Annotated in this window: 25 protein-coding genes; 15 read left to right on the top strand and 10 right to left on the bottom strand. The window is 67.1% G+C overall.

Annotated elements, in window-relative coordinates; genetic code table 11:
* Positions 1 to 132: 132 nt before the first annotated feature.
* Genes ACQY78_RS19255 through ACQY78_RS19270 form a run of 4 tightly spaced genes read right to left on the bottom strand, consistent with a single transcriptional unit; the run spans position 133 to position 4,135 of the window.
* On the bottom strand, positions 133 to 1,911 hold the full coding sequence (locus ACQY78_RS19255; RefSeq protein WP_428677695.1) for a GNAT family N-acetyltransferase: 1,779 nt from the start codon (positions 1,909 to 1,911) through the stop codon (positions 133 to 135).
* On the bottom strand, positions 1,904 to 2,407 hold the full coding sequence (locus tag ACQY78_RS19260; RefSeq protein WP_428677697.1) for a YbaK/EbsC family protein: 504 nt from the start codon (positions 2,405 to 2,407) through the stop codon (positions 1,904 to 1,906). Before ACQY78_RS19260 ends, ACQY78_RS19255 begins: the two co-directional genes overlap by 8 nt.
* The gene (locus tag ACQY78_RS19265) at positions 2,397 to 3,329 is read right to left on the bottom strand and encodes a DUF1932 domain-containing protein (protein ID WP_428677700.1); all 933 of its coding nucleotides are present in this window, start codon (positions 3,327 to 3,329) and stop codon (positions 2,397 to 2,399) included. Before ACQY78_RS19265 ends, ACQY78_RS19260 begins: the two co-directional genes overlap by 11 nt.
* Before the next feature lie 20 nt (positions 3,330 to 3,349).
* Complete coding sequence (locus ACQY78_RS19270; protein WP_425069313.1) at positions 3,350 to 4,135, bottom strand: class I SAM-dependent methyltransferase; 786 nt, start codon at positions 4,133 to 4,135, stop codon at positions 3,350 to 3,352.
* Positions 4,136 to 4,207: 72 nt separating this feature from the next.
* Between ACQY78_RS19270 and gloB the strand changes: the two genes are divergently transcribed.
* Positions 4,208 to 4,984 (top strand): hydroxyacylglutathione hydrolase, encoded by a 777-nt coding sequence (gloB, locus tag ACQY78_RS19275; protein WP_428677702.1) that lies wholly within the window; start codon positions 4,208 to 4,210, stop codon positions 4,982 to 4,984.
* Here the strand turns inward: gloB and ACQY78_RS19280 are convergent.
* From ACQY78_RS19280 to ACQY78_RS19295, 4 genes are read right to left on the bottom strand one after another with little or no spacing between them, the layout of a single operon-like run.
* A complete protein-coding gene (locus ACQY78_RS19280) occupies positions 4,981 to 5,475 on the bottom strand; it encodes an AAA family ATPase (RefSeq protein ID WP_428677704.1) in 495 nt (164 codons plus the stop codon). The genes gloB and ACQY78_RS19280 overlap by 4 nt on opposite strands.
* Positions 5,472 to 5,918 carry a MarR family winged helix-turn-helix transcriptional regulator gene (locus ACQY78_RS19285; RefSeq protein ID WP_428677706.1) on the bottom strand — a complete coding sequence of 149 codons (447 nt, stop codon included), beginning with the start codon at positions 5,916 to 5,918 and terminating at the stop codon, positions 5,472 to 5,474. The genes ACQY78_RS19280 and ACQY78_RS19285 overlap by 4 nt, the downstream gene beginning before the upstream one ends.
* Positions 5,919 to 5,978: 60 nt before the next feature.
* Positions 5,979 to 7,103, bottom strand: a complete 1,125-nt coding sequence (locus ACQY78_RS19290; protein ID WP_428677708.1) for an MFS transporter — start codon at positions 7,101 to 7,103, stop codon at positions 5,979 to 5,981.
* A 10-nt stretch (positions 7,104 to 7,113) separates the two neighbouring features.
* Positions 7,114 to 8,067 (bottom strand): alpha/beta hydrolase, encoded by a 954-nt coding sequence (locus ACQY78_RS19295; RefSeq protein ID WP_428677710.1) that lies wholly within the window; start codon positions 8,065 to 8,067, stop codon positions 7,114 to 7,116.
* 83 nt (positions 8,068 to 8,150) lie between these two features.
* Here ACQY78_RS19295 and ACQY78_RS19300 point away from each other — a divergent pair, with 83 nt between their 5' ends.
* From ACQY78_RS19300 to ACQY78_RS19325, 6 genes are all read left to right on the top strand, one after another.
* Entirely contained in the window at positions 8,151 to 9,182 is a 1,032-nt protein-coding gene (locus ACQY78_RS19300) for a DUF2333 family protein (protein ID WP_428677712.1), read from the top strand.
* A gap of 8 nt (positions 9,183 to 9,190) precedes the next feature.
* Positions 9,191 to 10,117, top strand: a complete 927-nt coding sequence (locus tag ACQY78_RS19305) for a sulfite exporter TauE/SafE family protein (RefSeq protein WP_428677714.1) — start codon at positions 9,191 to 9,193, stop codon at positions 10,115 to 10,117.
* Entirely contained in the window at positions 10,114 to 10,959 is an 846-nt protein-coding gene (locus ACQY78_RS19310) for a TIGR02186 family protein (protein ID WP_428677716.1), read from the top strand. The genes ACQY78_RS19305 and ACQY78_RS19310 overlap by 4 nt, the downstream gene beginning before the upstream one ends.
* Before the next feature lie 18 nt (positions 10,960 to 10,977).
* Positions 10,978 to 11,460, top strand: coding sequence for a universal stress protein (locus tag ACQY78_RS19315; RefSeq protein WP_428677718.1), 483 nt, complete (start codon positions 10,978 to 10,980; stop codon positions 11,458 to 11,460).
* Positions 11,461 to 11,750: 290 nt separating this feature from the next.
* Positions 11,751 to 12,299 (top strand): NifU family protein, encoded by a 549-nt coding sequence (locus tag ACQY78_RS19320; protein WP_428677720.1) that lies wholly within the window; start codon positions 11,751 to 11,753, stop codon positions 12,297 to 12,299.
* A gap of 100 nt (positions 12,300 to 12,399) precedes the next feature.
* Positions 12,400 to 13,509 (top strand): glucosaminidase domain-containing protein, encoded by a 1,110-nt coding sequence (locus ACQY78_RS19325; RefSeq protein WP_428677722.1) that lies wholly within the window; start codon positions 12,400 to 12,402, stop codon positions 13,507 to 13,509.
* A 13-nt stretch (positions 13,510 to 13,522) separates the two neighbouring features.
* On the opposite strand, the gene ddpX is transcribed toward ACQY78_RS19325, so the two are convergent.
* On the bottom strand, positions 13,523 to 14,080 hold the full coding sequence (ddpX, locus tag ACQY78_RS19330; RefSeq protein WP_428677724.1) for a D-alanyl-D-alanine dipeptidase: 558 nt from the start codon (positions 14,078 to 14,080) through the stop codon (positions 13,523 to 13,525).
* Positions 14,081 to 14,137: 57 nt separating this feature from the next.
* Here ddpX and tsaB point away from each other — a divergent pair, with 57 nt between their 5' ends.
* Both tsaB and ACQY78_RS19340 read left to right on the top strand, forming a co-directional pair.
* Positions 14,138 to 14,812, top strand: coding sequence for a tRNA (adenosine(37)-N6)-threonylcarbamoyltransferase complex dimerization subunit type 1 TsaB (gene tsaB / locus ACQY78_RS19335; RefSeq protein WP_428677726.1), 675 nt, complete (start codon positions 14,138 to 14,140; stop codon positions 14,810 to 14,812).
* Positions 14,813 to 15,283 (top strand): GNAT family N-acetyltransferase, encoded by a 471-nt coding sequence (locus tag ACQY78_RS19340; protein WP_428677728.1) that lies wholly within the window; start codon positions 14,813 to 14,815, stop codon positions 15,281 to 15,283.
* On the opposite strand, the gene ACQY78_RS19345 is transcribed toward ACQY78_RS19340, so the two are convergent.
* Positions 15,284 to 15,517, bottom strand: a complete 234-nt coding sequence (locus tag ACQY78_RS19345; protein ID WP_428677730.1) for a sulfurtransferase TusA family protein — start codon at positions 15,515 to 15,517, stop codon at positions 15,284 to 15,286.
* Positions 15,518 to 15,561: 44 nt separating this feature from the next.
* On the opposite strand from ACQY78_RS19345, the gene ACQY78_RS19350 reads away from it, so the two are divergent.
* From ACQY78_RS19350 to ybeY, 6 genes are all read left to right on the top strand, one after another.
* The gene (locus tag ACQY78_RS19350) at positions 15,562 to 15,999 is read left to right on the top strand and encodes a Fur family transcriptional regulator (RefSeq protein WP_298314641.1); all 438 of its coding nucleotides are present in this window, start codon (positions 15,562 to 15,564) and stop codon (positions 15,997 to 15,999) included.
* Positions 16,000 to 16,065: 66 nt separating this feature from the next.
* Positions 16,066 to 16,908, top strand: coding sequence for a GNAT family N-acetyltransferase (locus tag ACQY78_RS19355; RefSeq protein ID WP_428677733.1), 843 nt, complete (start codon positions 16,066 to 16,068; stop codon positions 16,906 to 16,908).
* Positions 16,909 to 16,972: 64 nt separating this feature from the next.
* Entirely contained in the window at positions 16,973 to 17,770 is a 798-nt protein-coding gene (locus ACQY78_RS19360) for a lysophospholipid acyltransferase family protein (protein WP_428677735.1), read from the top strand.
* 61 nt (positions 17,771 to 17,831) lie between these two features.
* Positions 17,832 to 19,244, top strand: a complete 1,413-nt coding sequence (gene miaB / locus ACQY78_RS19365; RefSeq protein WP_428677737.1) for a tRNA (N6-isopentenyl adenosine(37)-C2)-methylthiotransferase MiaB — start codon at positions 17,832 to 17,834, stop codon at positions 19,242 to 19,244.
* A gap of 41 nt (positions 19,245 to 19,285) precedes the next feature.
* On the top strand, positions 19,286 to 20,215 hold the full coding sequence (locus ACQY78_RS19370; RefSeq protein ID WP_428686439.1) for a PhoH family protein: 930 nt from the start codon (positions 19,286 to 19,288) through the stop codon (positions 20,213 to 20,215).
* A 25-nt stretch (positions 20,216 to 20,240) separates the two neighbouring features.
* Complete coding sequence (gene ybeY / locus ACQY78_RS19375) at positions 20,241 to 20,741, top strand: rRNA maturation RNase YbeY (protein WP_428677739.1); 501 nt, start codon at positions 20,241 to 20,243, stop codon at positions 20,739 to 20,741.
* Positions 20,742 to 20,828 lie beyond the last annotated feature (87 nt).

A 20,828-nucleotide genomic window follows, 5' to 3' on the forward strand; every position in this document is an offset into this window, starting at 1 on the left:
CGTCTCCTGCAGGTTGGATGTTGAGATCGTCAGGCCGGAGCTTGACCATTGCAAGGCGTGCTGGAGGAGCTGGCGCAGCTCACCGATCTGTTCGTCGAGCAGGGGGTGTTCGTGCTGAGGCGGGTTTAGCCCTTACGGGTCGAAAGTCGCCGCTGAGACCGCGAGTTCGCGGCCGAGGAAGGCGCGGTCGCCCGGGCCTTGCTGACCGTGGCCGACACTCCAATCGTCCAGCCGGTCCAGGCGCTCGGCGCCCCAGGCGGAGGCGGCCGACAGCGATGACCAAGGTCCATCGCCAGACAGACGGTACAGCAGGCCACCCGGCCCCATGCCGGGATGGACTAGTAGCTGGATGTCAAATGGCGCATCCGCGGTCACGGAGGGTCCGAGCCAATAGTGAGGGCTGCGGCCGGGCTCCGGTTCCAGAATCACTGTCAGGCGTTGCGCCGGCCCGCTGAGGCCGACCCAGAAGGGCGCGCGGCGGCCGGGGCGGGAGGCCGAGAGCAACGTCTGGGCGGTGCTCGTTCCCGTGGGAGCGGCGTGGCCGGTGAAGCGGAAGGCGGCGATCCTGTCCCTGCCGAAGCGCGCTTCCTCCAGACCCCGCCAGTGCTCGACCGACGGCACCTCAAGTGGCCAAGACAGGCTCTCGCGGACCACGCCGTCGGCATCGAGTACCTGATAGCGCAGGCCACCGTCATCCAACGCAGCCTGAACGGCATGGAGATATTCGATGCCCTCGGGCATGCGGTGGGCGGTGCCGGCGCCCGCCGTGCAAATCTGCAGCACGCCGCGATGGGCCTGCACGTCGAACGCCAGGATGTGGCCGCACAGGTAGGCCAGCACGCCGCCCTCGACCAAGACGTCCCAGAATGCCGTGGCGTGCTCGGGGCCGACGTCGCGTTGATAGGCGCCGGCGAAGCCGTTGACCGGATGGACCGGATGGTGGCCGGCAACGAGCTTATGGCGCGCATCGGCATGCTGGCGCAGGACGGCGCGGAGCCAATTCGTCTCGACATGACCTTCGCCGCCCAAGCCGGTCCACAGCGTATGGACGAACACCATCAGCAGGTCGCCGCGGCGCACCCAGTACGACAGGCCTTCCTGCCCGGGAGGACCATTGTGCGGCAGGTGATCGTGCACCTCGCGGAACACGTCCTCACTCATCGTGTCGTAGGTCGCGTGGTTGCTGGTCGTATGCCACATCGGCGTCGCGCGCCGATCGAGCCAGGCCATCTCCGCGTCGAGCCAATGCCGCCATTGTCCGCGGAGCGCCTCGGCATCGGCGGTGTAGCCCGCGATCTCGTCGCCCAGGAACAGGATGAACTCGGGCGAGGGCACAAGGCGTCGCACCGCCGCGTTGACGCCGGCGAAGGTGCGTTCGTGCGGGGCGCCGGCGACGCCGGAGCAGGCGTCGCCGTAGAAGACGAACTGGTGGCCCGGACCGCGCGGCAGCAGCGCGGCAATGGAGCGGCTCGGCGCGGGCCTTTCATAGAAGCCCTCGATCTCGTCTTCCTTCAGTTTCACGAAGCCGTGGCGCAGGTAGAGCCGGTCGGCCTTGCTGCCGTTCAAGACTTCGAGACGCACCGGCAGGCCGGCGGCATCGGCTTCGGCCAGCAGCGCCTTCAGGATTGTCGTGCCGAGGCCGGACCCGTGCAGGCGGCGGTCGAGATAGAAAGAGTCGATGCGGATTTCCTGGTCGCTTCGGCGAAAGCCGACGCAGCCGACGCGGATACCTTTCTGAAGGATCAGTCGTGTGCCGGGCTCGTCGAAATGCGTGCGGAACGTGCGGCGCGACCGTTCGGGCGTGTAGCGGCCGACCCGTTCGAGATGCTCGCGCATCACATCGGTGCGCAGGGCCAGAAGCGGTTCGAAGTCAGTCTCGGAAACGGGACCGAAGCTCCAGGTCTCAGTCACGAACGGCAATCCGGGCGAGGCGCGGCCTGGCGAGCGCAAGCCAATCCTTCGTGTCGAGTTCCATCGAGCGGTCGAGCCGGCCGGCGTTGAAGAACAGCGTCTCGTTGGCCAGCAGGTCTTCCTCGACCACGATCGAGAGCGCGGGATTGAGCGCGAAGGGCGGGACCGCGCCCATGACGCAGCCGGTCAGTTCCTGCGCCGTGTCCGGCGAAGCGAAGCCGCACTTGCGCGCCTCGAACAGGGCGGCAACGGCGGCGAAGTCGAGCTTGCGGCTGCCCGGCAGGATCGCGAGCACATGACGCTTGCCGCCGCCACCGCCGCGCACGTCGAGCACCATGGCCTTGGCGGCCTGGTCGGGACGGTTGCCGCGAATGGCGCTGATGGCTTCGGACTTGCCTTCGTGGGTGTGCTCGATGATGCGGAACTTCGCGTTGGCCTCGGTGAGGAGCGTCACCAGCCGGTCGAAGACTTTGCCGGTCTTGATCTCAGCGTCCACCGATCACCCGCTCCGAGAGAATCTTCAGCGCCTCCTCGAGGCTCGGCACCTGGCCGTCGGGCGGCGCGATCTGGGCGTCGACCGTGCGGCGATGGCTCTTCTCGATGACTTCCGTCATCAGCGGATCGACGCCGGTCTCGCGCAGCGTCTGCGCGACCAGTCCCATCTCTTCCCAGCGGCGATGGGCATGAACGACATGCGTCTGCACCAGCATGGTGATGAAGCCGGCGAGCCCCATCGAATCGGCATCGCCCAGGCAACCCAGGACCTCGTCGAGAATGCCCTGGCGCTGCGCGGCGACCAGCGCCTCGACGCCCAGCGCCTCGATGCCCTTCACCAGCGTGCTGCGCAGCATCTTCACCGACGAGGCGCTGCCGGGCTTGGGCCCCAGCAAGGTGGCGACGAAGCCGTTGGCGTTCATCCAGGCAACGGCGTCGGCGGCATCCTCGCCCGCCACCAGCATCGGCGCCTTGATGCCCTGCTTGAAGAAGCCGCCCATGACGGCAACGTCGACGTAACGTCCCGCGCCCTTTTCGATCTCGGCGCGATCCTCGTCCGACATCCTGCCGGTGACGGTGCAGAGGTCGAGATAGTGCGCGCCCTTCTTCAGGAGCGGCGCGGCCGATCGGGCGGCCGAGAGCGCATGCTCGCCCTGCACGGCAGAGATCACGAGATCGGCTTCGCTCAGCGCCTCGGTGTAGCCGTCGGCGATCACGACATCGAGGGACCGCGCGGTCTTGCCCAGGGCCGTGCCACGCGGATCCTTGTCGAGCGCGGTGTCGATGGCGATGACGCGACGCGGTGCATTGTCACCGGGTTTCGAAGGGCCGCGCCAGCCGCCTTCCGCTGCAAGACCGCGGGCGATGGCCGATCCCGCCTCGCCAAAACCCAGCAGCGCGATCACGCGCGGAGAAAAAGCCATGTCGTTCTTTCTTCTTTGATTCAGGAGGCGGGCTTGTCGCCGTCCTCGGTCGTGCGCGCGGCTCCGGCGACCTGCGGCGTGTCACGCGAGCTGGCGATACGCAGCTTGGGGCGCACGGCGACGGCTTGCGGCTGGCTGCGTTCGGCGATGCCGGCAAAGAGTTGCTTGCCCGACTCGATGACATTGACGCCGCCGAAGCGGCCGAGCCAGCGCTGGCCGAACCGCTCGAGGGTCGGGGCCATGCGCATCATGAGCCGCGACCGGGTCGGCGGCATGTAGAGCGCGCGCGTCTGGCGCAGCGGCGCGAACATGTTGGCGCGCAGCAGCGCGTTGAGCTGTCCCGCCGAATAGGGATGGCCCTGATAGAAAGGCGAGCGGTCGACCTGTGACCAGAAGCCGGTGCGCGTCGGCGCAACGACGACCATGCGGCCGCCATCGGCCATCACGCGCCAGATCTCGCGCAGCATCGGGCGAAGCTGTTCGGTGCATTCGACGGCATGGACCAGGACCACGCGGTCGACCGAGCGGTCGGGCAGCGGCAGGTCGAGCTCGTCGACCAGGGTGGCGAGGTTGCGGCCTTCGCGCGGCCAGCGCGTGACGCCCTGCTGGGCCGGCATGAAGGCCAGCGTGCGGCCGGCTTCTTCCATGAACGGACGCAGCAACGGTTGTGCGAAGCCGAGCCCCAGCACCGTCTCGCCGCGCACGTTCGGCCAGACCTCGCGCAGGCGGGCGCGCAGCAGCCGCTGGGTCATCTGACCGAGCGTGCTGCCGTAGAATTCCTCAAGGTCGAGGACATTGCTCCACATGGCTGCAAGTGTAGCAGAAAGCGCCGCCGGCGGACCATGGCCGGCGCAAGCCAGCTCTGCTAGCCTTGCATCATGAGCACAACGCTAGACATTGTCCGTATCCCGGTCCTGAACGACAATTACGTGTGGTTGATGCGGGAGCCGCAGAGCGGCGCCGTCGCCGTCGTCGATCCCGCCGTGGCCGGCCCCGTGCTTGCAGAGGCCGAGAAGCGCCGCTGGAAGATCACCCACATCCTCAACACCCACCACCACGGCGACCATGTGGGCGGCAACCTCGAGATCAAGCAGGCGACCGGCTGCACGATCGTCGGGCTGCGCCAGGACCGCGCGCGCATCCCCGGCATCGACGTCGAGGTCGACGACGGCGACCGCTACCGGGTCGGCGAGGCCGAGGCCGAGATCTTCTTCGTGCCGGGCCATACCAGCGGCCACATCGCCTATGCCTTCCGCGACCAGACGGCGCTGTTTTGCGGCGACACGCTGTTCGCCCTGGGCTGCGGCCGCATGTTCGAGGGCACGCCGCAGCAGTTCTGGACCTCGCTCAGCCGGCTGCGGGCGCTGCCCGACGACATGCGGGTCTATTGCGCCCACGAATATACCCAGTCGAACGCCCGCTTCGCGCTGACCGTCGAGACCGGCAACCAGCAGCTCAAGGCGCGCTCGGCCGCGATCGATGCCGCGCGTGCCAAGGGCGAGGCCACCGTGCCCTCGCTGCTCGGCGAGGAGAAGGCCACCAACCCGTTCCTGCGTGTCGACGTGCCGGCGGTCCAGGCGGCGGTCGGCCTTGCCGGCGGCGATCCCGTCGCGGTGTTTGCCGAGGTGCGTCACCGTAAGGACGTGTTCCGCTAGGCCGCGATGCGCACGCCGTCGAGGGCCGACATTTCGTCGGCCGTCGGTGGCTGCCAGATCGTTTCGATGAAATCGAACATCGGGCGCGTCACCTTCAGCCGGAAGGTTTCGCCCTGCTCCTCGTTGCGCGCCTGGACGCGGCGCCAGCGTTCGTCGGCCTCGACGTCGAGGAAGTGTAGTCGCACGCGGATTCCGGCCGACACCACCTGCTCGGCAACGCGCCGGCGTTGATCGGCACGCTGGAGCCCGAGATCGAGGATCGACGGCAGGCCGGCGCGGCCAAGCTGCAACGCCGTCGCCAGCATCTGCCGCTCGCAGCGCAGCGCCCGTTCCTCGATCCAGGACCAGCTGCCCTGCGAAGGCGTGTCGGCTGCGAACAGGGTCACCATCCAGTCGTCGATCGACAGATGCAGGGCGCCGAGCTGCTGGCGCAGTCTGTTCGCGTAGGTCGTCTTGCCGGCGCCGGTGGAGCCGCAGACCAGGTGGATCATGCGAGGTCTCCCGGCTGGCCGGCGGTGAGCCGGCCCAGCAGGTCGGCCAGGGTGGCGATCTCCGCCTTGGCCCAGCGGTCGCGGAACAGGTCGGCGGCCATGCGCTCCAGCGTGGCCCGCGCCTCGCCGACCAGGCGCTGGCCCGCTTCGGTGAGGACGACATAGGAGAGGCGCGCGTCACGTGGGTCGGCCTCGCGACCGACGCAGCCCAGTTTTTCGAGAGGACTGGTCATGCGGGTCACGGTCGAGGGGCTGACATGCAGCCGCTTGGCGAGGTCGATGCGGCTCAGCCGCTTCAGGGGCGCCCGCTCGAGATGCATCAGCAGCAGCACCTCCTTGAGGGCGAGCCCGTGCACGGAGCCGAGCTCGCCGGCAAAGCGCTCCTCGAGGCGCGCGGTGGCGCGAAGCAGGTTCAGGGTGGCGGAAAAGGAGGGGCTGGTCATCGGCGCGATATAAGCCGATATGTTTCCATATGCAAGCATATGGGAATCAATTGGAGCGCTTCAGCGCCTCACCAGGCAGAAATAGCCGCTCAGGCCGAGCGCCAGGGCGAGGGCCGCATAAAGCGGCGCCTGCGAGACGTTGAGGAAGAGCCAGGGGGCGGTCAGCGGCCCGACGGCGGCGCCGAAGTCGCGCCAGGTCGAATAGCTCGCCTGGCTGGAGAGGACCGTGCCGTGGCCACGCTCGATCACCAGGACGGGGATCAGCGTGTTGAACATGCCCCGTGTCATCACGATCATCAGGGCACCCAGCAGCTCGTGGTCTGCCGCGATCAGCACGAAGCCGCCGACCAGAAGGGCTGCATTCGCGATCGCGATGCGCCGCGCGCCGAATCGGTCGCCGATCCAACCGCCGATCGGCCCGGTCGTGACCTCGACCAGCCAGCGCAGCGCCAGCAGCATCGCCGTCGCCATTACGGCGGCCACCGAGGTGATCGAGTCCTTCATCAGGAAGGCCAGCGTCAGCAGGAAAACGCCGTCGCCCGCGAAGCCCATGACGAAGCCCCAGACCTCGAGGCGATGGGGAATCGGCAGCTTGAAGCCCTTCTTCGAGGCCGGTTCGGGTGGCAGGCGCGGCAGCATGATCGCCGCGCCGAGCGCGATCAGCGTGAGCGCCCCGTAGATCAGGAACACCGATCGGGCGCCGAGCTCGAGCACGATCCAGGCGCCGCCGACCAGCGACATCGCCTGCACGAGGCCGATGGCGGCGCGGCTGGTGCCGACCCTCTTGCCGGCATTGGCGCGGTCGCTCACGGCATAGGCGAGCGTCGAGAGATTGAGCGAGGCGTAGGAGATGCCCCAGAGGATGCGCGCCAGGACCTGCGCCGTTGGATTTTCGACCAGCCCGTAGATGGTCGTCGAGACGGCCGATCCGAGCGCGGCGGCGATCATCAGCGCATGCGGGCCGAGGCGCTCGCCGAGATGGGCGACGCCGGAATTGGCGAGGAGACGAATCCAGCGGTTGAGCGACAAGAGCACGCCGACCATCGCCAGCGAGAGGCCGAACTGCTCATGATAGAGGGGCAGCACGGCATAGAGCAGCGTGTCGCCGATCATGCAGACGGCGATCACCAGTCCCGGCAGCGCCATGCCGACGGGCGCGCCGCCGCGGGCGACGGCGCTGGTCATGCTCTGGTCGTCACTGGGCGCGCAGCACCAGCGCCTCACGCAGGGCCGCGGCGCAGATCGTCGTGCCGCGCCGGGCGCCGTGCAGCAGCATCGGTGAGCTCAGGAACCCGTGCAGCATGCCGCCGAACTCGACCAGGTCGGCCTGCGTGCCTTCCTGCTGGAGGCGCCAGGCATAGGCCCGGCCTTCGTCGCGCAGCGGATCGTAGCCGGCGGTGACGACCAGGGCCGGCGGCAGGCCGGCCAGCGACGCCGCGCGCAGCGGCGAGAGGCGCCAGTCGCCGCGGCTCGCTTTGTCGGGCGTGTAGTGGTCGAAGAACCACTCCATCGTCACCGCGTTCAGCCCGTAGCCGTCCTCGAAATGCCGGTAGGATTCGGCGCGGGCCACGGCGTCGGTCACCGGGTAGGCGAGCAGCTGCATCAGGAGCTTCGGTCCGCCATGGTCGCGCGCCCAGATCGACGCGGCCGCGGCGAGATTGCCGCCGGCGCTGTCGCCGCCGATGGCGAGGCGCGTGGGGTCGATTCCGACCGAGGCGCCGTTGGCAGCCACCCATTGCAGCGCCGCCACGACATCGTCGAAGGCGCCGGGAAAGCGGGCCTCGGGCGCCAGACGATAGTCGACATGGAACACCGCGATGCCGGCCTCGAGGGCGAGCTGGGCGCAGAGCACGTCATGGCTGTCGAGATTGCCGAACACCCAGCCGCCGCCATGCGCATAGACCAGCGCCGGCAGCAGGGCGTCGGCGGCGGCCGATGCCGGACGATAGAGGCGGGCGGACAATTCGCCTGCCGGGCCGGGGATGGTTCGATCCACGACCTTCACGTCGGCAGGGCGCGGACCCTGCGCGCCGGGGCGCAGGGAAAGATAGAGATCGCGGGCGGCTTGCGGGCTCAGCGTGTTCCAGGCCGGTCGATTCGCGGCCGCCATCAGGTCGATCAGCCGCTGGGATTCCGGATCGAGAGCCATTCCACCCACTCCATTGAAAACATTCCGCACACTCTAGCAGGCTGCGCCCCTGTTTCGTCACGAGGCGAATGGTAAGGTGTGCCATGACATTCGAACCGGACTACAGCGCACCTTCGTCGGCCAAGCCTGCCTGGTGGCGGCGAAGCTGGGATCGCGTGCGGGGATGGCGCCCGGGTCGTTCGCCGTCCGCCCCTTCGTCAGGCGGTCGCACCGCCTGGAAGTGGACGTGGCGCATCGTCCTCGCGCTGCTCATCCTCTACTACCCGATCGGCGCGCTGGTGACGGAGGATATCGACGACGATCCGCAGTTCGCGGCGCGCAGCGTTGCACCTGGCGAAAGCAAGGCCGTCGCCACCGCGGCCGATCTCGTCAATCGCGAGGTCGATGTCCACACCTGGACGCCGATGATGCCGTTCTTCACGCCGGCGGGGCTGCTCGACAACATGCCGAATTTCCAGCGAGGCATCATGTCGGCGCTGGGCCGGTTCAGTACCGAACTGATGGATCAGCTCGGCCGTACGCGCGGCTCGAGCCAGACCGACCGGGACCTCGAGCAGGCGCGCGGCTTCCTGAACGAACAGCCCAATATCTGGCTCTGGCAGCCCAGCGTCTCGCTGTTGCCGTCCACAACCTCGGCCCAGAAATATCGTGCCGGCCGCGACAAATTGATGGCCTACAACAAGCGGCTGGGTGCCGGTCAGGCGGTGTTCGAGCGGAGGGCCGACAATCTGCAGGCGCTGCTCGACCGCATCGCCAGCGATCTCGGCTCGGACTCGGCGGCGATCGACCAGCACGTCATCGAGAAGGCCGGCGACCTGTTCGATGCCAGGTGCGACGACATCTTCTATTTCAACAAGGGTCGCCTCTACGTCTACTATCTGCTGCTGCGCGACCTCGGGGCAGACTTCCAGAATGTGATCCGCGACCGCGAGCTCACCAGTGCCTGGAACGGCACGGTCGATACCTTCCGCATCGCCGCACAGCTCGACCCTTGGGTGGTCTGGAACGGCTATCCCGACGCGCTGCTCATTCCCAATCACCTGCTCGCGCAGGGCTTCTATCTGCTGCGCGCCCGCACGCAGCTGCGCGAGATCACCAACATCCTGCTGAAATAGGCGCCGGCGTGGAGATCTATCTGCCCATCGCCGAGCAATCGATGAACGTGTTCATCCTGCTCGGCCTGGGCGCCGCCGCCGGATTGCTGTCGGGCATGTTCGGTGTCGGCGGCGGCTTCCTGGCCACGCCGCTCCTGATCTTCGTCGGCATTCCGCCGGCGGTGGCCGTCGCCAGCCAGGCCAACCAGGTCGTCGCCAACTCGATCTCCTCGCTGCAGGTCCAGTGGCGGCGCGGCAACGTCGATCTCCGCATGGGACTGGTCCTGCTGGCGGGCGGCATGTTGGGTTCGTCGGCCGGCGTGTGGCTGTTCACCTACCTGAAGCGCATCGGCCAGATCGATTTCGTCATCGCGGTGCTCTACGTCGTGATGCTTTCCACGATCGGCCTGCTCATGCTGGCGGAAAGCCTGAGCACCTATTTCAAGCGCAAGCGCAATCCCGACGGGCCGCGCGGCAAGCTCCACAGTCACTATATGGTGCACCGGCTGCCGCTGAAGCTGCGCTTCTACAAGTCCAAGCTCTATATCAGCGCCCTGCTGCCGCTCGGACTGGGCGTCATCATCGGCGTGTTGTCGGCAATCCTCGGCGTCGGCGGCGGCTTCGTACTGGTGCCGGCGATGATCTACCTGCTCGGCATGCCGACGGCGGTGGTGATCGGCACGTCGAACTTCCAGATCCTGTTCGTCGCGGCCAACGTCACCTTCCTGCAAGCCGCAACCAACGGGACCGTCGACGTCGTGCTGGCGCTGCTGCTGATCCTGGGCGGCGTCGTCGGTGCGCCGATCGGCGCGCGGCTCGCGGCCAAGCTGCCCGGTGTCGCCCTGCGGGCGCTGATGTCGGTGCTGATCCTCGCCGTGGCCGCCGAACTGCTGACCGAACTGCTGCGCACGCCGAGCTCGCTCTATTCGCTGGGCAGCCGCGAGGTGCTGCCGTGAGGTGGCCCGTCCTCCTCGCCTGCCTTGCGCTCCTTGCCGGCGCGACAAATGCCGGGGCGCAAAGCCCGCGCCTGGAGCCGGCGCCGGGCGGGCTGCCGGCGCCGAGTCTGGGCGCGCCTCCCGACGGCACCGTGCCGCCCTCCGTGCCGACCGAGCCCACGACGCCCGACCTGATCGTGGACCTTTCGCTCGCCCGCGTGTCCATCACCTCGGCCTTCCAGGGCGAGAGTATCCTGCTGTTCGGCATGTTCGATCCGCCCGGCGAGATCGTCGTCGTCGTGGCCGGCCCGGCCGCCCGCGAGACCGTTATGCGCAAGCAGAGGTTCCTGGGGATTTGGCTCAATACCGGACGGCAGGGCTTCGACGATGTGCCGGCCTATTATGCCATCGCCGCCAGCCAGCCGTTGCAGCGCCTGCTGGCGCGGGGCGCCGGCGGCGAGATCCTGTCGCTGGAGGACAGGCTCTCCACCCTGAAGCCGGCGACGCCGCGCGATGCGGCTGAGCTGGCGCGTTTCCGCGCCGGCCTCGTCGAGGTGAAGCGGCGGGAGGGTCTCTACCCCGCAGCCATCGGCCAGGTGACGGTCCAGGCGGGCAGGCTCTTCCGCGTGGACCTGCCCTTTCCGTCGCGGCTACCGGAAGGCGTCTACGACATCCGCGTCTATCTGCTGCGCGAGGGGAAGATCGTCGCGGCGATCTCGCGCCCGTTGCCGGTCGGCAAGGTCGGCTTCAGCGCCCAGCTCGCGGGCTGGTCGGCCCATGACGGAGCATTGTATGGCTTGGGGGCCATCCTGATGGCGCTGCTGGTCGGCTGGCTGGGCGGCGCGGTCATGCGGCGTCTCTAGAAGAAGGGGGGAGAGGTCATGAGCGAGCAGCCCAAGTCCGGCGAGCGCGTCTTTCTCGTCGTGGTCGACGAGAGCCCGGAAATGCGCAATGCGCTGCGCTATGCCTGCCGCCGCGCCAAGCGCACCGGCGGCCGGGTCGCCATGCTGTACGTCATGGATCCGCCCGAGGGGCAGCAATGGGGTTCGGTGGTCGAGCTGATGCGCGAGGAAGCGCGCCAGCAGGCCGAGATCGTCGTGGCCCGGCACGCCGATGAGGCGGTCTCCATGACCGGCCAGCCGCCCTCGATCTACATCCGCGAGGGCAAGAGCCGCGACGAGCTCGCCAAGCTCCTCGCCGAAGACCGCTCGATCTCGGTTCTGGTGCTGGGCAGTGCCTCTGGCAGCGACGGGCCGGGCCCGCTGGTGACGGCCTTTACCGGGAAGGCGGGAGGTCAGCTTCGCATCCCGCTGACGATCGTTCCGGGCGCACTCTCCGAGGCTGAGATCGACGCAATTTCTTGAGCCGTGCGTGAATCGGGTCGTCCTTCTGCGGCGATCTGCGCCAAGATCTTCTTTGCGTACAATTGAAGCATTTAGGTTGCACGGGGAATTTGGCACTGTTGTCTTTTGTTAAGTAACGATAATCTTTCTATATTCCATAATATTTATACAGTGGTTCATAAGAATCATCTTGATCGACTTGCCACCGGTTCCTACGTCCGAAGTCATCGAGTGGGGATGGAGACGTCCTGATCCCCAGCCTGAGCGATGCCGAAGGGGTCCGCCCTGAAGCATTCGAACCGGAGGTAGGTTTGTTTATCCAGACCGAGCAGACGCCCAATCCGTCGACTCTCAAGTTTCTTCCTGGCCGGGTGGTCATGGAGAAGGGGACGGCGGATTTCGCCAACATCGAGGCCGCTACGCCCTCACCGCTTGCCAAGAGGCTGTTCGCGGTGGAAGGGGTCGAGCGCGTGTTCTTCGGCTCCGACTTCGTGACCGTCACCAAGACGGCCGATCGGGATTGGCAAATCATGAAGCCGTCGATCCTCGGCGGCATCATGGAGCATTACACGTCGGGCGAGCCCGTGATCGCCGACAGCGACGCCGCTGCGTCGGTCGCGGCGGAAGATGACGAGGTCGTCGCCCAGATCAAGGAATTGCTCGACACCCGCGTCCGGCCCGCCGTGGCCCAGGATGGCGGCGATATCGTATTTCACGATTTTCGCGATGGCATCGTCTACCTGCACATGCAGGGCTCCTGCTCGGGTTGCCCGAGCTCGACTGCCACGCTGAAGATGGGAATCGAGAATCTTCTGAAGCACTACGTGCCAGAAGTCGTGGAAGTTCAGGCGGCCCAGTAGGGCTGATTTCGCTCAAGCGTACGCGTTGGGATGGCGCTCGCGGCCCTTATGGGCCGCGTGAAGGGCTGTCTGTGCGACAAACGATCATGAAGAGTGTGGTATGCGATTAACGATACGGCCCGCGATCGAGCGCGGGCGCAACTATGCTTTTCCCGCCGCCTGGGTGGCGGTCCTTGCGACGGGCGTAGGCTTCTACAAGCCGCTGCCCTCCAACGACGCCATGCCCTATCTCTCCCTGGTCGGCGTGAGCAGTGCCTATGCGCAGGAGGCGGAGCCGGCGCCCTTGCAGATGATGGACGTCGAACCCGCGGCAATCTTGTTCGTGCGGCACGAGGTGAGCGAGCCCGACGACGTCGCCCATCGTTCGACCCGCGACAGCGCGGGCGGTCACGGGCGCTTCGCGGCGCCGGGCAACGCGGTTCGCCGTCAGGTTCAGGTGCGTGCCATCAGCCCGCGCACGGCCGACGAACTCGCCGGCTTCTTCCGCGACGTTTCCTATACCCTGACCGACATACGCCAGGGCGAAGCGGTGCCGCCGGTCAAGGTCGACCGCGTCCCCTCCGATCTCGGCACCAAGGACGGCAGCGAGCGTAAGATGCTCTTCATCACGGCGCTGCTGCCCGTGATCCTGGAGGTCAACCAGCGCGTCCTCGCCGATCGCGAACAGCTGCTTTATCTGCGCGACAAGCTCGGCTCGAGCCCGCAGATGCTGACGGCGATCGAGCGCATCTGGCTCGAAGATCTCGCCGAGCGTTACGACACGCCAGTCGAGAAGATCGACGAGCTGGTTCGTCGCGTCGACATCGTTCCGCCCTCCATGGCGATCGCGCAGGGCGGTGTGGAATCCGGCTGGGGCACGTCGTTCGCCGCGCGCAACGGCAATGCCCTGTACGGTCAGATCCAGTCGGTCGGCCGCCACAGCGTCTCGGCGCCGTGGAAGCCGGGCGCCGGCATGCCGCAGCCCTTCACGGACGTGGGCGAGGCGACCGAAGCCTACATCACCAACCTCAATACCCATCCCGCCTACGCCGGCTTTCGCAGCCAGCGGGCGGCGATGCGCGAGCGCGGCGAGGATCCGGACGGCTTCCGGCTGATCGGTGCGCTTCTGCGTTACTCCGAGCGCGGCCAGGACTATGTCCAGTTCGTGCGGCAGATCATGCGCGAGAACGATCTGCGAGATTTCGACAAGGCGAAGTTGTCGGGCTTCTAGAAGAGCCCGGCGCCTACATCATGGGCCGCGGCAGGTCGGCATCCGCGACCAGCGGAAAACGCCGCGCGTCGAACAGTTGATAGTGCCACCATTCGTTGCGGTAGAAATCCCAGCCGGCGGCCGTCATCAGCCCCATCAGCAAGTGTCGGTTGCGCTGGGCCTCGACCGAGATGTCGGTGCGCCCGTGATGCGACAGCGGCGTGAAGGCGTCGAACGCCGTGCCCATGTCGAGTTCGTTTCCCTGCGTGTCGAGGAGGTTGAGGTCGACCGCCACGCCGCGCGAATGCGGCGAGCCGCGACGGGGATCGGCAATGAATTCCGGATCGGGATTGACGTTCCAGAGCGCCCACTGCGCTTCCACCGGCCGCAGGGCGTCGAAGATGCGCAGTCGCAGGCCGAGCGGCCGGGCGAGCGCAATGGCGGCGGCGAGCTTTTCGGCCGCTTCGCGATGCAGCCAGCATTCGGCATTTCTGTAGACCGGCCGTCCCGTTAGATTTGCCGGCGTCGCATAAGCCAGCGTGACGTCGACGTCGAAATCGGGCGGCGCGATCGCTACAAGGTCGAGCTTCATGACTCCACAATGCCCAGCCGCTCCTCTCAATGCCAGTGCCCGCCGCGCGGGGCGGGCGTGAGCACCGTCCTCGCCTTCGACTGCGCCGTGAGCGGGCAGGGCATCGCGATCGTGCGGGACGGCGAGGCCCTGGCCTGTCTCTTCGAAGAGGGACGCGACCAGGCCGCGCGTCTGCTGCCGGCCATCGTGGCGGCGCTGGAGGCGGCCCAGGTGGCGAAGGCGGAGCTCGACCTGATTGCCGTCACGACCGGTCCTGGCAGCTTCACCGGCGTGCGGGTCGGTCTGTCGGCGGCGCGTGGGCTGGCGGTCGGCCTCGAAATTCCCCTCGCCGGTATCGCCACGACCGCGGTGCTGCGCGCGCAGGCACCGCAGACGGATCGGCTGGTGGTGGCGGCCATCGACACCAAGCTCGGCGACTGGTTCTGCGCGATCGGCGACGAGCCCGCGCCCTTCGCGTCGACCGCCGAAGATCTTGTGGCGCGCCTTCGTGGGCAAAGGAGCCTGATCGTCGGCAAGGACGTGGCGCCGCTCCTGCAGTCGCTGCAGGCTGCTTGCATCGATGCGATCGCACAGGAGGGGCCGCCGGATCCGGTCGTGCTTGGTCGCCTGGCCCTGGACTGCGGCGTCGAGGCGTGGACCGCGCGAAATCGCGCTGAAGGCCTGCCGCGGCCGCTTTACCTGCGGGGCGTGAACATCACCCTGCCGGACGGCGCCCGTCGCACGGTGGAATAAATGAGCGGAGGGTTCCTTCTCCATTCAGTGCGGGCCATCGATCTCGACAGGGCGGCGCGTCTCCATGGCGAGGCCTTCGAGCCGATGGGCGAGCGCGGCTGGACCCGGGCCGACCTTGCCGGCCTGCTTGCATCGCCCGGCACCGTCGGCCTCCTGCTGACCGAGGCCGGTTCGGACATCGGCATGGCGATCTGCCGCGTCGTTGGCGAAGAGGCTGAACTCCTCGCCATCGCCGTGGACCGCGGCCATCGTCGTCGCGGCGCCGCGCGCAGGTTGCTCGATGCCGTGGTCGAGAGGGCGCGCGCCGATGGCGCGGGAACGCTTTTCCTTGAAGTCGGCGCGGATAATCCCGGCGCCCTCGCCCTCTACGGCTCGACCGGCTTCGAGGCCGTGGGGCGCCGCGCCGGCTACTATCCGCGTCCCGGCCGGCCGGCTGCCGATGCCCTCGTCATGCGTCTCACTCTCAGCTGATCAAAGGCGGCGGATGGTCACGATGTGGATATCCCCGTCGGTTTCGATGCCCAGGACGGTGTGTCCCTCGTCCCTCGCGGCCCGTGGGACATTGCGCAAGGGCTCCTCGCCGCGCAGGCGCACTGCGAGGGTTTCTCCCGGATTCAGGCGCTCGAGCCTGAGCTTCGTGCGAACGAAGGTCATGGGGCAGACCTCGCCGGTAATGTCGATGTCATGGTCAGCGCGTAGGGACATGTCCAACTATACCGAGAACGCTGGCCGGTGTAGGGTATGACGGCATGCCAGACAGGAAATCAAAGCTCGAACTCCTATGCGCAGAGCGCGGCCTCAAAATGACCGACCAGCGACGCGTAATCGCGCGCGTCCTGTCGGATGCGTCGGATCACCCCGACGTGGAGGCCGTGCACCGTCGCGCGACGGCGATCGATCCCAATATCTCGATTGCCACGGTGTACCGGACGGTGCGGCTGTTCGAAGAGGCCGGCATTCTCGCCAAGCACGATTTCGGCGATGGCCGGGCGCGCTACGAGGAGACGCCGGACGAGCACCACGATCACCTGATCGATATCCAGAGCGGCAAGGTCGTGGAATTCCACAACGACGAGATCGAGGAGCTGCAGCGCAAGATTGCCGAGAAGGCCGGGTACCGGCTCGTCGGTCATCGCCTCGAGCTCTATGGCGTTCCCCTGGATGGAAAATCCGACCGCCAAAAATAAGTGGACGAGCCCATCGCCAGCCCGATAATGGGCTCATGATCGGGGCGGCCCCCTTGCGGATGACACATGCGCATTGACCGCGTTGACAGCGAAGCTGAGCTTCTTGGACCGCCCGTCTCCAATCGGGAGATCGTGCAGGTCGTCGCCGGCGACTTCGAGGTTCGCCTCGCGCAGACGGCCGCCGAGATCGAGGCGGCGCAGGTTCTGCGTTACCGCGTCTTCTACGAAGAAATGTCGGCGCAGCCCTCGCCGCAGATGAAGGCGCTCGGCCGGGATTTCGACCCTTTCGACGAAGTCTGCGATCACCTGCTGGTGCTCGACCGACGGCGCGGCGAGGGGCCGGAGGGCATCGTCGGGACCTACCGCCTGATCCGCCGGTCCGCGGCGGCGAAGATGGGCCGGTTCTATTCGTCGGCCGAGTATGACATCCAGAAGATGCTCGACTATCCGGGCGAGGTTCTGGAACTCGGCCGCTCCTGCATCGCCCGTGACGCGCGCAACACCGCGACCATGCAGATGCTGTGGCGCGGCATCGCGCTCTACGCCTATCACTACAACATTCAGGTCATGTTCGGCTGCGCGAGCATCCCGGGCATCGATCCGGCCCAGCACGCGCAGGCGCTGTCCTATCTCCATCATCACCATCTCGCGCCGCCGGAGATCCGCGTACGGGCCCTGCCGCACCGCTACGTGAAGATGGATATGCTCGAGGCCGGCAGTTACGACCCGCGCAAGGCAATGGCGCGCGTGCCGCCGCTGATCAAGGGCTACCTGCGGCTCGGTGGCTTCGTCGGCGATGGCGCCGTGATCGACCATGAGTTCAACAGCACCGATGTCTTCATCATCGTGAAGACCGAGTTGGTGACGGAGAAGTACATCCGCCACTACGAACGCGGGATGCGTGAGTAGCGCGGCGGAAGTTCCTGCTGCCGCGACCTGGATCGGCTCGCCCCTGAGGGGCGTATTTCGGCTCGTGAGCTACCTGCTGCTCACGCTGGTGATGCTGCCGTTCCATCTTCTGGCGCTCGCGTTTCGCATCACGCCTGTCATTCGCTGGCTGCCGGTCATGTATCACCGGACGGTGTGCCTGATCCTCGGCATCAGGGTGAAGGTGAATGGCGAGCGCTCGACGGTCACGCCGACCCTCTTCGTCTGCAATCACGTCTCCTATCTCGACATCGAGGTGCTGGGCGGCCTCATTCCCGGCTGCTTCGTGGCCAAGGCCGAGGTGGCGACCTGGCCGTTCTTCAGCACGCTGGCCAAGGCACAGCGCACGATTTTCGTCGAACGGCGCTCGAACAAGACCAGCGACAGCCGAGACGAGATGATGAAGCGGCTGAACACCGGCGACAATCTGATGTTGTTCCCCGAAGGCACCAGCAGCGACGGCACGCGCGTGCTGCCGTTTCGCAGCGCCCTGTTCGGCGTGGCGCAGCTCAGGCGCGACGACCGGCCGATCGTCGTGCAGCCGGTGGCGATCGCCTACACCCGTCTCGACGGCATTCCGCTCGGCCGCTACTGGCGCCCCTTGTTCGCCTGGTTCGGCGATCTCGATCTGGTCCCCCATCTCTGGCAGATGGTCTGCCTCGGCGAGACGGAGGCGGTCGTGACCTTCTTCCCGCCGATCGACATCGAGCGCCTGGGTGACCGCAAGAAGCTTGCGGAATACTGCTTCCGTCAGGTCTCTGCCGGCGTTCAGGCGGCGAACTCCGGCCGGGCTGAGCTGATGCCGTCCCTGGTCGAGCCGGCATCGACGGGGAGTCGCCCCTGAGGCCCCCTCGACCCTGGGAGGCGCCGGTGATAGAAACCGCCCGTTCCAGCACCGGAGACCGATGAAGGACGTCCGCACCGACGGGCAGCCCAAGCGCGTGTTCATCCGCACCTATGGCTGCCAGATGAATGTCTACGATTCCGACCGCATGGCCGACGTCCTGCGGCCTCTGGGCTATGCCTTGGCCGAAGCGCCCGAGCAGGCCGATCTGGTCGTGCTCAACACCTGCCACATCCGCGAGCATGCCTCGGAGAAGGTCTATTCCGAGCTGGGCCGCCTGCGCGACGTCAAGACCGAGCGCCGGGCGGAGGGCCGCGACCTGACCATCGCCGTCGCCGGCTGCGTGGCCCAGGCCGAGGGCGAGGAGATCATCCGCCGCCAGCCGGCGGTCGACATCGTCGTGGGCTCGCAGGCCTATCACCGGTTTCCCGAATTGCTGGCGCAGGTCGCGCGCAAGGCCGCCGGCGCCGAGCCCGGGAAGCGTCAGCCGGGTGCCGGAGTCCTCGACACGGAATTTCCGGCCGAGAGCAAGTTCGACCACATGCCGTCGCCGCAGGGCATCCGCGCGGGCTCGGCCTTCCTCTCCATCCAGGAGGGTTGCGACAAGTTCTGCACCTTCTGCGTGGTGCCCTATACGCGCGGTATGGAGTATTCGCGGCCGGTTGCCGCGGTGCTCGCCGAAGCACGCATGCTGATCGAAGCGGGCGCGCTCGAACTCACGCTGCTCGGTCAGAACGTCAACGCCTATCACGGCGAAGGTCCGGACGGCTCGGCCTGGTCGCTCGCGCGCCTGGTGCGGGCGATCGGCGAGACCCCGGGCCTGGCGCGCCTGCGCTACATGACCTCCCATCCGCGCGACATGGACGACGACCTGATCGCCGCGCATGGCGACGTGCCGCAGCTCATGCCGTACCTGCACCTGCCGGTACAGTCGGGATCCGACCGCATCCTCGAAGCGATGAATCGCCGCCACGACCGCGATCTCTACCTGCGCATCGTCGAGCGACTGCGCAACGCCCGCGCCGACCTCGCGTTGTCCGCCGACTTCATCGTTGGCTTTCCAGGGGAAAGCGATGCCGATTTCGACGATACGATGCGGCTGATCGAGCAGGTCGGCTTTGCCTCGGCCTATGCCTTCCGTTACAGCCGCCGGCCGGGCACGCCCGGGGCGGCGCTGACCGATCAGGTGCCCGAAAACGTGAAGGTGGCGCGTCTTGCGGCGCTTCAGGCCCTTGTCGGGAAACAGGCGCGTGACTTCAACGAATCGAAGGCCGGTAGCATCGTGCCGGTGCTGTTTGCAGAGGCGGGGCGCAAGCCCGGCCAGATCATCGGCAAGACGCCGTGGCTGCAGTCGGTCTACGCCCAGGGAAATCCGCGGCTGTTCGGCCACATCGTCGATGTCCGCCTGATCGAGGGTTACGCCAACAGTCTTTCCGGTGAGATCGTCGTCGGTCCGTATGAGGCCGCCGCGTGAGCGACCCGGTCGCCGGTACGCGTGCCGCCGATGTCCGGCGCATGACCTTCGACAACAATGCGCTGTTGGCCGTTCTCTACGGCAACCACGACCGCAACCTGGTGCGGATCGAGCAGCTCGCCAACGTGCAGCTGAGCGCTCGCGGCAACCAGCTCGCCATCTCCGGCACGCCCGACGACGCGGCCATCGCGCAGAAGGCGATCTCCGGCCTCTACGAGCGGCTGAAGCGTGGCCTCTCCATCGAAGGCGCCGACATCGACGCGGCCGTCCGCTTCGCCCGCAGCGGCGCCGAAGGCGGTGACACTGAGAGCATCCGCACCCGCAAACGCACCATCCAGGCGCGCACCCCCGGTCAGCGGGGTTATCTCGCGGCGCTGCGCGAGCGCGACATGGTGTTTGCGCTGGGGCCGGCCGGCAGCGGCAAGACCTACATCGCGGTCGCCATGGGCGTCATGCTGCTGCTCGCCGGCAAGGTCGAGCGCATCGTGCTGTCGCGGCCGGCCGTCGAGGCCGGCGAGCGGCTGGGCTTCCTGCCCGGCGACATGAAGGAAAAGATCGATCCCTACCTGCGGCCGCTCTACGACGCGCTGCACGACATGATCCCGCCCGAGCAGATCGCCCATCGCATGGAGTCCGGCGAGATCGAGATCGCACCGCTCGCCTTCATGCGCGGCCGCACCCTGGCGCACTGCTATGTCATCCTCGACGAGGCGCAGAACACCACGCCCATGCAAATGCGCATGTTCCTCACCCGCCTCGGCGAAGGCTCGCGCATGGTCATCACCGGCGATCCCAGCCAGACCGACCTGCCGAACAACCAGAAATCGGGACTGAACGACGCGGTCGAGACGCTGGCGGACGTCGAAGGCGTGCGCTTCGTGCGGCTCACCTCCCAAGACGTCGTGCGGCACGACCTCGTGACCCGCATCGTCAACGCCTACGATGCCCGCGACAAGAAAGCCAAGGCCTAAGCCGGCGCTCCGCTGCACGGTCGTCGTGCTGGACGAGGGCTGGACCGAGGCATTGCCGAATGCCGAGCGGCTTGCGAAGCGCGCGGCGGGGGCGGCCTTCGCCGGCGCGCGCCGCAGCGGCCGCCGTTCGCTCAACGTCGCACTGGATGACGACAAAGGGGTGCGTGCCCTCAATGCGCGCGACCGCAAGAAGGACAAGCCGACCAACGTCCTCTCCTATCCCTCCGGCGAGCTAGATTTCCTGGGCGACATGGTGCTGGCGCGTCAGACGGTGTGGCGGGAGGCGCGCGAGCAGCGCAAGTCGGCGGCCGACCATTTCACGCATCTCGTCGTGCACGGGACCCTGCATCTGCTGGGCTACGATCACGAGACGGGCGAGGCCGATGCCGAACGCATGGAGGCGTTGGAGCGTCGCATCCTGGCGAAACTCGGGATCGCCGATCCCTATGCCCTGGATGAGCAGGCCGTCGAAAAAGTCCGAAGCCGGGCAGATAAACGAAATAACCGAAATAATCGAAACAAATGAAGCCGGAGTCGCACCCCCTGATTCCAGGTCGTGATGACCATTGACGGATCGAAGTCGCCCGTCGGTCCTTCTGAAAAACCCGCTTCA

Source organism: Reyranella sp. (genome assembly GCF_965279625.1).
Taxonomy (GTDB): Bacteria; Pseudomonadota; Alphaproteobacteria; order Reyranellales; family Reyranellaceae; genus Reyranella.